An 11,939-nucleotide genomic window follows, 5' to 3' on the forward strand; every position below is an offset into this window, starting at 1 on the left:
CGCCTCAGCCCATCGGCACGACGAGTGCCGTCGCGATCGCGGCGGCGCCCTCTCCCCTGCCGGTGAGTCCCAGTCCGTCGGACGTCGTGCCCGACACGGACACCGGAGCGCCCACGGCCTCGCTCAGCACCCGCTGGGCCTCGTCGCGGCGGGTGCCGATCTTCGGCCGCACGCAGACGGCCTGGACGGACACGTTGCCGATCTCGAAGCCTGCCGCCCGGACCAGCCGGGCCGCCTCTGCCAGCAGCACCGCGCCCGAGGCCCCCGACAGCTCCGGACGGTCCGTCCCGAAGTGCGCCCCCAGGTCACCGATGCCGGCAGCCGCGAACAGCGCATCGCAGCAGGCGTGGGCCACGGCGTCGGAGTCCGAGTGGCCCTCCAGCCCTGCCTGCCCCTCCCAGAGCAGTCCGGCCATCCACATGGGCCGCTGCGGGTCGGTCGAGAACGCATGCACGTCCACCCCCGCGCCCACCCGGGGCAGCCGCACGGCCGAAGGGACCTCCGGAGAGGGGCCCTGCGGTGAGGGGACCCCGGGCGCCGGGACAGGTGCATCGGTCATTCGATTCTCCTTCGTGCATGATCTGGAGTGCGGGCTGCGGCAGTGTCCGGTGTCGCGTCGAGATCACCCGTCACGTACAGCTCTGCGATGCGCAGGTCGATGGGGTGGGTGATCTTGAGTGCGGCCTCGTCACCGGGCACGCCGACGACGGCGATGTCGAGGCGCTCGACCAGCCCCGCATCATCGGTGGCGGAGGCATCCGGGTCCGTGCGCTGGAGATCGTGTGCGGCCACCAAGACGTCCCGGACGAAGCCCTGAGGGGTCTGGACCCGGCGCAGGGCGGTGCGATCGAGGTCGCCGACGACGGTGCCCGCATCCGTCGCGGTCTTCACGGTGTCAGTCATCGGCAGCACGGGGACGACGGCCGCGGCACCCTCCGCCAGTGCCGCGACGACGCGGTGGTAGACAGACGCAGGGGTGAGGCAGCGCGCGGCATCGTGGACGAGCACCAGGTCCGCCTCCGGCACGACCGCCAGTGCTGCGGCGACGGACACCACTCTGTCGGCACCGCCCACGACGACGCTGATGGGGACCGGGGCTGAGCCTGAGACCGGGACTGAGTGCGCACCGGAGCCGTCCGGGTCGTCCGGGTCGTCCGCGTCGTCCGCTGAGCCGGCGGGGGCCTCGGCGGCGGTCTCCGCGATCCGTCGTGCGTCCTCGACCAGCGAGGACGGAGCGGCGATGACGATCGCGTCGATCACGCCTGAGCGCACGGCGCCTTCGACCGCGTGGGCGAGCAGTGACCGTCCGGCCAGCGGCACGAACGCCTTGGGCACCCCGGCAGCCAGCCGGGTGCCGGACCCCGCGGCGGGGATGAGGAGCACCGTAGACACGGGATCAGGTCTCACGCGGGGAGATCCAGAGACCCTCTGCTCGCACGCGCACGACGTCGTCGCAGAGGATCTCCGCCTCCATGAACTTCTTGCGACCCTCCACCCGGGCGATGCGGCCGCGCACGGTGAGCGGCTCCCCCACAGGCGTGCCTGCGTCGTAGTTCAGCGTCAGTGAGCGGGTGAAGGAGCGCTTCTCCGCGTTCCAGTTCGCAGCATGGCCCAGTATGTGATCAATGAGCAGGGCCACGATTCCTCCGTGCACACGGCCGGGAGGGCCCTGGTACTGGAGCGGCAGTATGAGGTCGCACCGGTAGTCGTCCCCGTCCGGCACGATGCTCATGGGCGGCGCGATCGGATTGCGCGCGGACGACGCGGGGGTGATGTCGCCCGTGATGTGGTTGGGCGTGGTGTGCGGGTCCTCGACGGTGACGGCGTGCGGCGCTGCGGCCGCCCGCGTCAGCTGCTCCGCGATGCCGGCGACCTGCCGGGCGAGTGCGTCCGTGTCGTCTTCGGTGACGAGTGCGGTCATGAGCTCACGGCTGAGCCGCGCGGTGAGTTCCGTGAACGGGGCGATGGGTGACGGCGTCATGTGGTCCTCGGTGTCAGTGCGGGGGTCGGTGCGGGTGCGGCATGCGAACGGCCGACCACCTGGTGGGGTGATCGGCCGGTGCGCTCCGCCGCGGGGGCGGATGAGGGGACGTCAGGAGGCGAGGACTTCGTCGAGCATCGCCTCTGCCTCCTCCTCTTCCTTCTTCTCCGCCAGTGCGAGTTCGGACACGAGCACCTGCCGTGCCTTCGCGAGCATGCGCTTCTCACCGGTGGACAGTCCGCGGTCCTGCTCGCGGCGCCAGAGGTCGCGGACGACCTCTGCTACCTTGATGACATCGCCGGACTGGAACTTCTCCAGGTTCGCCTTGTAGCGGCGGGACCAGTTCGTGGGTTCTTCCGTGACTTCCGCACGAAGGACCTGGAATACCTTCTCCAGGCCCTCCTCACCGACGACGTCCCGCACACCCACGAGGTCGCAGTTCTCAGCGGGGACCTCGATGACGAGGTCGCCGTGTGACACCTGCAGCTTCAGATAGAGCTTCTCCACTCCCTTGATCGCGCGAGTCTTGATCTCCTGGACAGTCGCAGCCCCGTGATGGGGGTAGACGACGGTGTCGCCGACCTGAAATGCCATATTCTGTGAACCCCTTTCGCAGTACCCAAGTCTAACATGTGACGCGCCGCAGAAATGATGCGGTTCACATGAACAGAATGATAAGGTCCGGCGCTTCTCGCCATGCGGACACGCGCGCGATCGCCGCCCTCGTCCGGCGGGGCACCCCTGTGACCTGCGGAATCCATGGTTCTGCCAGCGGAATCGCAGCGAGTTCTACGTCAGGTCGAAAGAGCGATAGGATGACTGCGAAGTTCCGTGTCGTCGTACCGTCCAAGGAGCCCGGATCGTGAAGAAGAGGACCGCGCGCCTGACTGTGGCCGCAGCCGCGATCGCAGCCATCGCACCCCTCAGCGGCTGTGCCAACATGCTGTCCGCAGATCAGACAGCGAACTATGAGTACCACGGTGGTGACGGCGCTTGGTCCCGCGAGGACCTCGAGGGCGTCGACATCCGGGGACTGCTCCTCCTCCAGAGCGAGGAGGGCGACGCCCAGGTCTTCTACACCGTCATCAACGGCGCCGATGAGCCCCGCGACGTGACGCTCGAAGTCGGTCCGGAGACCTACAACCACACGGTGGAGCCGGACGAGGTCGTGAGCCAGAACCCGGAGAACCCCGCATCGGACGCCGAACCGGCGATCATCAGCGGTCTCGATGAAGAGGTCGGCTCCCTGTTCGACGTCGAGGTGACGGTCGGCAGCGAATCCGAGACGATCGCCGTGCAGGTGCTCGACGGCTCGCTCCCCGAGTACGCGGACCTCGTCCCCACGAGCGGCGCGGAAGAGCCCACGACGGATCCGACGGAGGAAGGCGCAGCTGCAGAGGGCGCCGAAGGCACCGAAGGAGCTGCGACGGCCGGAGGCTGAACCAGACGCCACGCATGAGGAAGGGCTCGGAAGGATCACTCCTTCCGAGCCCTTCGTCGTGAGGCTGCGGGGTCTCGTGAGGCTGCGGGTGCCGCGGGTCGGCTCTCAGGCCTCGAACTTGTAGCCGAGGCCGCGGACGGTGACGAGCAGGCTCGGCGAGGACGGCTCCTCCTCGACCTTCGCCCGCAGACGCTTGATGTGCACGTCCAGCGTCTTCGTGTCGCCCACGTAGTCCTGGCCCCAGATGCGGTCGATGAGCTGACCGCGCGTCATGACGCGGCCGGCATTGCGCACCAGCATCTCCAGCAGCTCGAACTCCTTGAGCGGGAGCGACATCTCCTCGCCGCGGACGGATGCGACGTGCCGGTCGACGTCGATGCGGACACCGCCCGCCTCGATCACGGAGTCGGTGAGGTCCGTCTGCTCCGCGTTGCGTCGCATCACCGCACGCACGCGGGCGAGCAGCTCGCGCGACGAGTACGGCTTCGTGACGTAGTCATCGGCGCCCAGCTCCAGCCCCACGACCTTGTCGATCTCCGAATCCTTCGCGGTCAGCATGATGATCGGCACGGTCGACCGTGCGCGCAGCTGTCGGCAGACCTCCGTCCCGGATGCCCCCGGCAGCATGAGGTCGAGCAGGACGAGGTCCGCTCCCGCCCGGTCGAACTCGCTGATCGCCTGCAGCCCGTCGGCCGCGACGGTCACCTCGTACCCTTCCTTGCCCAGCAGGTACGACAGCGGGTCGGAGAACGATTCCTCGTCCTCGACTAGCAGAATGCGCGTCACGATGCTCCTCTTCCATGTGTGTACTCTCCATCCGCGGCGGAGTCGACGGCATGCTGCGCCGCGTCGTCCGCGCTGGAGTCGATCAGGATCCCCTGCCGCGCGGCTTCCGCGAGACCCGGGGTGATGTCCTCTGCGTGCGCCTGCGGGAGCAGGATCGTGAAGGTCGACCCCTGACCCAGTCTCGACCATACGCGCACCTCACCGCCATGGGTGGCGACGATGTGCTTGACGATGCTGAGTCCCAGCCCGGTCCCGCCGGTCATGCGCGAGCGGGCCGGATCGACTCGGTAGAAGCGCTCGAACACGCGCTCCGTGTCTTCGGTGCTGAGGCCGATCCCCTGATCCGTCACGGCGATCGCGACGCGCTCGTCCTCGAGCTTGGCGCCCACGCCCACCCGTGTTCCCTCATTGGAGTAGTGGATCGCGTTGTCGACCAGGTTCCGCACTGCGTTGACCAGCAGCTCGAAGCTGCCCTCGATGTACCAGTCGCCGCCGTGCAGCACGGACAGCTCGATGTTCTTGCCGTCGGCCACGGTGCGGGCGCGGTCCACCGCCTCTTCGACGACCCGGGCGACGGGGACGCGCTCCGGGCTCGCCGGCACTTCGTGGTCCTGCACCCGGGAGAGGTCGATGATCTCCTTGACGAGTTGCGTGAGCCGGGTCGACTCCCGCTGCATCTTCGAGCCGAACCGGGCCACGGCCTCGGGATCGTCGGCGAATTCGGTGACGGCCTCCGCGAGGAGGGAGACCGCGCCGATCGGGGTCTTGAGCTCGTGGGAGACGTTCGCGATGAAGTCGCGGCGCACCGCGTCGACGCGACGGGCCTCGGTCTGATCATCGCAGAGCACGACGACGAACGCGGAGCCCAGCGCGGCCACGCGGGCATGGAGGAAGCGGGGCGTCGCGGACGACGCGATCGCGTGCTCGAAGTCGAGCTCCTCGATGAGCCCGCGCGCACGGACGCGCTCGACGACCTCGGCGAGGGTGTCGGCCACGAGCGAATGCCCGCGGACCAGCCCGAAGGTATAGGCGGCGGGCGAGGCCTTCACGACGTCGTCCCCCGCGTCAACGACGATCGCGGCGCTGGGCAGCACGGCGAGCACTTCCGCGATGCCGTCCGGGAGCTCGTTGTCCGAATGGAGGTCCGCGGCGCTGCGACTGTGCTCGGAGAAGCGGAAGGCCAGGATCCCGGCGATGCCGAGCCCCAGCCCCACGGTTCCCGTGAGCACGGCGACGATGAGCAGGTCCACGCTCCCAGCCTAGACCGATGGCGGGGGCGCGGGCGTCATGGGAGCGGCCAACGCCTAGAATGATGGCAAAGGTTCACCGACAGGCCAGGAGCGGTTCACGCAGCGGTGCGAGAGTAACCGATGGATCTGTGCCCGCCCCGGCGCGAACCCTGTGGAAAGGAAATCCCCCGAATGCGCGAAGTCTTCCAGAACGAACTCGATTCACTCGCCGACATGCTCGTCGAGATGACCGAGAAGGTCAGCGCCGCCATGGAGAAGTCCAAGGAGGCGCTGCGGACCAACGACCTCGAACTCGCAGAGGAGGTCATCGCCGGTGACGTGGAGATCGACCGCCTTCAGCTGCAGCTCGACAAGTCTGCAGCAGAGATCCTCGCACTCCAGGCCCCCGTCGCACACGACCTGCGCGTGGTCATCTCATCGCTGCGCATGAGCGCGTCGATCGAGCGGATGGGCGACCTCGCCCGCCACGTCGCCCAGCAGGTGCGCATCCGCTTCCCCGAATCGGCTGTGCCCGAGGGCTTCGAGCAGATCTTCAAGGACATGACGACGGCGGCGGTGCGCATCTCGCACGCGATCCGTGAACTCGTGTCCGAGCCGGGACTCGAGGCCGTCCCGACGATCGACGACCTCGACGAGTCGATCGACACCCTGCACCTCGCGGTGTTCACCAAGATCGCCGGCTCCAACCTGAACCCCTCGCAGGTCGCGGACGTCACGCTGCTGTCGCGCTACCTCGAGCGGTTCGGCGACCACGCGGTGTCGATCGCCCAGCGCATCGAGTACCTGCTCACGGGCGAGTGGAAGTCGGAGCTCATTCCCGGCGACCACGGCTGAGTCGCACACTCACCACCAGCACGGCCGTCGCCGTGCGCACGAGGCCCCTTCCCGGATCGCTCCGGAGAGGGGCCTCGTGCATGCAGTCGGTGGTCAGCGGCCCTGGTTCGCCACCGCGCCGATCGCGGCCTCTGCGGCCTCGGGGTCCAGGTAGCGGCCCCTGCCGCCCACGGGAGTGAGCGTCTGCTCGTCCAGCTCGTAGTGCAGCGGAATGCCGGTGGGCACGTTGAGTCCGGTGATCGCGTCATCGGAGATGCCCTCGAGGTGCTTGATGAGCGCGCGCAGCGAGTTGCCGTGCGCGGCGATCAGCACGGTCTTCCGCAGCTGCAGGTCCGGAACGATCGAGTCGTACCAGTACGGCAGGAGCCGCACGATGACGTCGGCCAGGCATTCGGTGCGCGGCAGTGCCGCACCCAGGTTGCCGTAGCGGGCCTCGCCCACCTGCGACCACTCGGAGGAGTCGTCCAGCGGCGGGGGCGGGGTGTCGAAGGAGCGTCGCCACTCCATGAACTGCTCCTCGCCGTACTCGTCGCGGATCGCCTTCTTGTCCTTGCCCTGGAGCGCACCGTAGTGGCGCTCGTTGAGGCGCCAGGAGCGGACCGTGTCGACCCACGGGCGATCAGCCGTCTCCATCGCGATCTGCGCCGTGAGGATCGCGCGCTTGAGCAGCGACGTGTGGAGCACGTCGGGCAGGAGGTCGTGCTCACGCAGGAGGTCGCCCGCGCGCACCCCCTCCGCGCGGCCCTTCTCCGTGAGCGGCACATCGACCCACCCGGTGAAGAGGTTCTTCTGGTTCCATTCGCTCTCCCCGTGGCGGAGCAGCACAAGGTTGTACGTCATGCTCACATTCTGGCACGGCCCCGGCCCAGCGCCCGCAGCGCGTCTCACCGGGGGCCAGCGGACATGCACCGGCGGCACGCACCGGGGCCCCTCACCGCAGCGAGTACACCAGCTCCACGGTGCCGCTCGCGAACGACCGCTCGCGGAGCAGCGTGAGATCGATGCGGGAATCCGGCCAGAACGACAGCCCGCTCCCCAGCACGAGCGGCTGCACCCAGCCGTGCACTGCGTCGACGAGACCCTCGCGCAGCGCATGCGCCGCGAGCGTGGGCCCCTCGATCGTCACGTCACCCGGCGCGGCCTCCACCAGCGCCCGGACCTCCTCCGGGTCGAACTCCCGGCGCAGCTGAGTCCTCTCCGTCCGCACCTCGTCGAGGGTCGTGGAGTAGACGACCTTCTGGGCGCGCTGCCAGATCATCGCGAATTCCGCCGACTCCGGCGACTGGGTGGTCGCGGAGGGGTCCGTCTCCCACACGTGCATGAGCTCATACATGCGTCTGCCGTAGAGATACGTTCCCACGCCGGCGGTCACCTCGTTGATGGCCGCCAGCACCTCCTCCTCGGGCTCTCCCCAGTCGAAGACCCCGTCATCGTCCCGCACGAATCCGTCCGCGGACACGATCATCGAATACACGAGTCGCCCCATTGCGACCTCCCCACTGCGGCCCCGCCGGACCGCTGTTCGCCGGGATCCGACGGTCGGATTCCGGTCCGCTCACGCGCCGGCAGTCGGTCACTTGTGACCAGCCATCGGCGGCCTCACCTGCACTCTCCGGCCTGCAGCCGTCAGCTGCCGGACGCGTCCTCCGGCCCCGGTCCCAGGTCCGTGAACGTGCCGATGAACTCGTTGTCCTCCCCGGACACCAGATGCTCGAACGCAGAGAGATTGCGCGTCGACTCCCCGCGCGCGATCCTCCACGCCCATTCGCGCTTCATGCTCGTGAGGAACCCGAGCACCAGCAGCTCGTTGAACGACTTGTCCGCGATCCCCAGGAACCGACCCAGGTACGAATCCAGCACGTCCTCCGCGCTGTCCGCGGCGAACGCCTCCGGAGGCAGGCTCGCGTTGAGGTAGACGTCGTCGTGGCCGTCGACGGAGAACGACAGTCCGCCCAGCCTCCCGTTCTGCTGGAGGAGCCATTGGAAGAAGCGCTCCCGGTTCTCATCCGGCTTCCGCACGATGAACGCCTGGAAGTCGACCGCATGCGCGCCCGCTCGGATCGACACGTTCGTCTTGAGCTTCTTCTCACCCGGCAGGATGACCACTGCCTGCTCAGCACTCACCGATTCGACCTCGACCTCGTTGTCGTCCGCCCAGCGACGGACCAGCTCGATGACGTCAGTCATGCGCTTCTCCCTTCGTCCTCGCCCACTGCACCGGACGGGGCAGCGAGCTCCATCAGCACGTCCAGCATGCCTGCTTCCGCTGTCTCCCAGCTGAGTTCCTCCCGCATCGCGACGGCACCGGCGGCCAGCCGCGTCCGTCCGAGCGGGTCCGCGAGCAGCGTCACGATCGCGTGCGCCCACGTGTACCGACTGCGGTCAGCGACGAGGACGCCCGACTCCCCGGGCCGCACGATGTGGGTCAGCCCGCCCACCTGTGAGGCGAGGACCGGGGTGCCGCTGGCGACGGCCTCGGCGGCGACGAACCCGAAGGATTCCGAGCGGGACGGGACCACGACGAGGTCCGCGGCCCGGTACCAGTCGGCGAGCACGCGCGCCGGGACCGGCTCGCGGAACTCGACCAGACTGCCCGCCGCCGAGGTCCTGGCCGCCTCCTGCATCCCGCTCTCGTCGGCCTCGCCCGAGGCGCCGCCCAGCATGACGACGCGGGTGCGGCCCGCGAGGACGGGCTCGGTCACGGCGATGTCGGACAGCGCGTCGAGGAGGATGTCCGTGCCCTTGACGTACTGCATGCGGCCCACGCAGAGGACGAGGAGATCCGCGGATTCCATCCCGATCGCGCGCCGCGCCACCTGGACGGGGCCGGGGCGGAAGGTGTCGGTGTCGACTCCGGGCGCGACGATCCTGATGCGGGCCGGGGGTGCGTGCAGGAGTGCGGCCATGTCGTGCGCCTCGGACGCGGTGTTGGCCAGCAGGACGTCCGCCGTCGCGGCGATACGGTCCTCCGCCGCGAGCCGGGCGGCAGGTTCCCGCGCCTCCCCCAGATCGCGGTCCTTCACCGCCGCGATCGTGTGGAACGACATCGCCAGCGCCGGCCTCGTCGGGGTGGGGTCCGTGGCGTGGCTCGTGGTGGGGTTCGTGGTGGCGTTCGTGGTGGGGTCCGTGACGGAATCCGCTGTGGCAGCCGCAGCGATCTCGCGCAGCTCGCACGCGACGAGGCCCGACACCCAGTAGTGCGCCCACACGACATCGGCCCGCCGGAGCAGCGTGCTCAGGTCCGGGTCGTCTGCGATCCGGCGGGCGATCTGCGCGGCCTCGGCGCCCATCTCGTCCTTAGACGTCGCCTGCACCGCGACGGTGTGGAGGCGCACTCCCTCACCGAGGTCGACCGCGGCGGGGGCATCGGCGATCCCGGGGTCCGCTGTGAGGATGTCCACGGCGTGCCCTGCTCGGACCAGGTGGGCAGCGGTGTGGGCCACGTAGACGTTCAGCCCACCGGCATCCCCGGTGCCCGGCTGCGCCGCCGGTGAGGTGTGGAGGGAGAGGACGACGATACGCACGGGCGAAGTCTATCCGGCGGCGCGGCGCGGCGAGACGGCCGCGTCCCCCGCCGCACGCTGCGCTCGGACGACGCGCCTGGCGAAGCGATGGGCACGGGAGCGGCGCAGGCGATGGCTGGGCGAGCCGGCGGACGCCGCGACGCTCGTCTCCTCCAGCACCCGGGTGAGTCGGTGCTGGTAGCGGGGCAGGGCCTCGGCGACGGACAGGGTGTGGGTGTCGACGAGGGTGCAGAGGAACTCATCGGCGGTGAGCAGCGAGTAGCCCCGCTGCTCGGTGGGGATCGGGGCGAAGGCGTGGACGTCATCCGTGACGAGCAGGTCTGCTCCCCAGGCCAGCGCTGCGGCGTCCAGGTGGGCGTCGTCCGGGTCCAGCACGTGGGAGCGAGGTGGTTGGTGGAGTGATGGGTGGGCGGGCTGGCCCGTCGGCTGATGCAGGGGCGGAGCGGCGGGGGCGTCGTCGATGCGCGTGAGCGAGTCCGTGCGCAGACGCGCCGCTCGATCCGCCTGTGCGCGGGTGAACTGCGGGTCGATGCGGCGCAGCGCGTGCCGCAGTTCATGCAGGACGCCGCGGGAGACGCCCAGGTGCGGGCGGAGGTCGTCCGGGATCCCATCCGTGAGGGCGAGAGTCCAGAGCCACAGCGGCTCCGGTGCCAGCACGCTCGTGTCGATGAGTACGCGCCAGGGGTCGGCTGACGGCTGCTGGGCTGGCGCCTCGGGCATGGTCCGCGGTGTGGTCTCGGGTCCGGCTCCGGGCGTCATGTCGGGCAGCTGCTTGTCGGGCATGGGGTCAGCCGTTGAAGAAGTCGGTGAGGATCTGGCGGATGCGGGTGCGGCCGCGCCACAGGATCGATCCGGGCGGGAGGACCTCGAGCTGGGCACGCGGGAAGGCCGCAGCGTACTCACGGGCGACCTCCACGGGGTGGGACGCATCGTCCTCATGGGTGAGGACCAGGACGTCGCCGGCGAAGTCGCCTGCGGCCTCGGGCTGGTCCACGGCGATCTTCACGGCGAGGCCCACACCGTCGGACATGTCGGTCTCGACCAGCGCGTCGACCTTCTGGCGGGCCCAGGCGCGGGCGGGTTCCAGGGTCTGGACCTCGGCGGGCTCGCGGGAGAGGAAGTAGTCGACGAGGCCGTCGCGGTCACCGTCGGCGAGCAGCCTGCGGATACGGGTCAGGCTGTCGTCGATCGCGTCGCTGAGTGTCGGCGAGAACCCTGCCCAGGAGGCGGGGAGGACGAATGCGACCTTCGTGAGCGCTGCGGTGTGGGTGTCGCCGGAGGTGAGGAGGCGGGCGAGGCCTCCCGCGCTCATGGAGACGCCGAGTGCGCGGGTCGCACCCGTGGTGGCGAGCGCGGTGGACAGCTGGGAGGCGATCGTGCCGTAGTCCCACCCTGTGCCCGGCGATGGTCGACCGCCGTGTCCGCCCAGGTGGACGAGCGCGCGGGTGCCGTCGATTCCTGCGGCGAAGGGGCGGGTGTCGCGGATCTGGCCGGAGAAGCCGTGGGCGAAGAGCGTGACGGGGTCGCCGGAGCCGAACGTCGAGATCCAGTCGGTGTCCGCACCCGGGCGGTTGCGGTCGGAGACGGGGCGATTGTGGCCAGTAGCGCGAATGCGTGCGGGACCGTCGCCCGCGGTGCCCGACGAGGAGGGATCCGTCATGGTCCACAGTCTAGAGAGCCGCTGCGGGGCGACCCGCCACCCACCAGCTTTCATCAGACCGCACAACTTCTTTCCTGTGCGGTCTGATGAAAGCTGGTAGGTATGGGAGACCCGGACTCGACGCCGAGGTGGACGGGCTGAAGGAGATCAGGCTGGTTCGCGCGTAGGGACCGATCGGCCCCATGTCATGGGCGGTTCTGTGGCATGGGCAGGCTGGCGGCATGGGCGGTCCCACGGCATGGGCGTCCCGGCGGGTCGTTCAGCGCTTGTTGCGGCGACGCGGGTCCACGCTGCGCAGCGCGGGGCGCACGTCCACCCAGTACACCGCGACGGCGATGGGGCGTGTCAAGAGATTTGTGTATGGGACTTTCTCAGAGGTAGGGATTGATTCTGTCGGGGTAGGCCACCTGCAGCTGCGCGAGGGCCTGCTTCCAGTTCGTTGTGATCTGTCCCTGCACGAGCC

General features: G+C 69.4%; 15 protein-coding genes. 2 read left to right on the forward strand and 13 right to left on the reverse strand.

What is annotated here, in order from left to right; translation table 11 throughout:
• Positions 1-4: 4 nt before the first annotated feature.
• The 4 genes from ispF to BSP109_RS04845 form a co-directional block, all read right to left on the reverse strand.
• Positions 5-559 (reverse strand): 2-C-methyl-D-erythritol 2,4-cyclodiphosphate synthase, encoded by a 555-nt coding sequence (gene ispF / locus BSP109_RS04830; RefSeq protein WP_101599557.1) that lies wholly within the window; start codon positions 557-559, stop codon positions 5-7.
• Positions 556-1,392, reverse strand: coding sequence for a 2-C-methyl-D-erythritol 4-phosphate cytidylyltransferase (locus BSP109_RS04835; protein ID WP_219618495.1), 837 nt, complete (start codon positions 1,390-1,392; stop codon positions 556-558). The genes ispF and BSP109_RS04835 overlap by 4 nt, the downstream gene beginning before the upstream one ends.
• Before the next feature lie 4 nt (positions 1,393-1,396).
• Positions 1,397-1,981 (reverse strand): PaaI family thioesterase, encoded by a 585-nt coding sequence (locus BSP109_RS04840; RefSeq protein WP_087008864.1) that lies wholly within the window; start codon positions 1,979-1,981, stop codon positions 1,397-1,399.
• Between the two features lie 111 nt (positions 1,982-2,092).
• The gene (locus BSP109_RS04845; RefSeq protein WP_087008866.1) at positions 2,093-2,575 is read right to left on the reverse strand and encodes a CarD family transcriptional regulator; all 483 of its coding nucleotides are present in this window, start codon (positions 2,573-2,575) and stop codon (positions 2,093-2,095) included.
• 268 nt (positions 2,576-2,843) lie between these two features.
• On the opposite strand from BSP109_RS04845, the gene BSP109_RS04850 reads away from it, so the two are divergent.
• Positions 2,844-3,422, forward strand: a complete 579-nt coding sequence (locus BSP109_RS04850) for a hypothetical protein (protein WP_087008868.1) — start codon at positions 2,844-2,846, stop codon at positions 3,420-3,422.
• Between the two features lie 105 nt (positions 3,423-3,527).
• Here BSP109_RS04850 and BSP109_RS04855 read toward each other — a convergent pair whose 3' ends face one another.
• Positions 3,528-4,208, reverse strand: a complete 681-nt coding sequence (locus BSP109_RS04855; RefSeq protein WP_087008870.1) for a response regulator transcription factor — start codon at positions 4,206-4,208, stop codon at positions 3,528-3,530.
• Positions 4,205-5,458 (reverse strand): cell wall metabolism sensor histidine kinase WalK, encoded by a 1,254-nt coding sequence (locus tag BSP109_RS04860; RefSeq protein ID WP_257944558.1) that lies wholly within the window; start codon positions 5,456-5,458, stop codon positions 4,205-4,207. The genes BSP109_RS04855 and BSP109_RS04860 overlap by 4 nt, the downstream gene beginning before the upstream one ends.
• Positions 5,459-5,629: 171 nt before the next feature.
• Here BSP109_RS04860 and phoU point away from each other — a divergent pair, with 171 nt between their 5' ends.
• Complete coding sequence (gene phoU, locus BSP109_RS04865; RefSeq protein WP_087008873.1) at positions 5,630-6,292, forward strand: phosphate signaling complex protein PhoU; 663 nt, start codon at positions 5,630-5,632, stop codon at positions 6,290-6,292.
• A 93-nt stretch (positions 6,293-6,385) separates the two neighbouring features.
• Here the strand turns inward: phoU and BSP109_RS04870 are convergent, their stop codons facing one another.
• The 7 genes from BSP109_RS04870 to BSP109_RS17465 all read right to left on the reverse strand — a co-directional run bounded on the left by BSP109_RS04870 (position 6,386) and on the right by BSP109_RS17465 (position 11,825).
• Positions 6,386-7,132, reverse strand: a complete 747-nt coding sequence (locus BSP109_RS04870; RefSeq protein ID WP_087008874.1) for a phosphoglyceromutase — start codon at positions 7,130-7,132, stop codon at positions 6,386-6,388.
• Between the two features lie 91 nt (positions 7,133-7,223).
• On the reverse strand, positions 7,224-7,778 hold the full coding sequence (locus BSP109_RS04875) for a dihydrofolate reductase family protein (RefSeq protein WP_101599559.1): 555 nt from the start codon (positions 7,776-7,778) through the stop codon (positions 7,224-7,226).
• 140 nt (positions 7,779-7,918) lie between these two features.
• Positions 7,919-8,479 carry a YbjN domain-containing protein gene (locus BSP109_RS04880; RefSeq protein ID WP_087008879.1) on the reverse strand — a complete coding sequence of 187 codons (561 nt, stop codon included), beginning with the start codon at positions 8,477-8,479 and terminating at the stop codon, positions 7,919-7,921.
• Complete coding sequence (locus BSP109_RS04885; RefSeq protein ID WP_101599560.1) at positions 8,476-9,816, reverse strand: glycosyltransferase; 1,341 nt, start codon at positions 9,814-9,816, stop codon at positions 8,476-8,478. The genes BSP109_RS04880 and BSP109_RS04885 overlap by 4 nt, the downstream gene beginning before the upstream one ends.
• 9 nt (positions 9,817-9,825) lie before the next feature.
• A complete protein-coding gene (locus BSP109_RS04890; RefSeq protein WP_101599561.1) occupies positions 9,826-10,599 on the reverse strand; it encodes a PIN domain-containing protein in 774 nt (257 codons plus the stop codon).
• A gap of 4 nt (positions 10,600-10,603) precedes the next feature.
• Positions 10,604-11,476, reverse strand: coding sequence for an alpha/beta fold hydrolase (locus BSP109_RS04895; protein WP_257944559.1), 873 nt, complete (start codon positions 11,474-11,476; stop codon positions 10,604-10,606).
• A gap of 259 nt (positions 11,477-11,735) precedes the next feature.
• Positions 11,736-11,825 carry a DUF2516 family protein gene (locus tag BSP109_RS17465; RefSeq protein WP_219618496.1) on the reverse strand — a complete coding sequence of 30 codons (90 nt, stop codon included), beginning with the start codon at positions 11,823-11,825 and terminating at the stop codon, positions 11,736-11,738.
• Positions 11,826-11,939 lie beyond the last annotated feature (114 nt).

This window comes from Brevibacterium sp. Mu109 (genome assembly GCF_900169375.1).
Lineage (GTDB): Bacteria > Actinomycetota > Actinomycetes > Actinomycetales > Brevibacteriaceae > Brevibacterium > Brevibacterium yomogidense_A.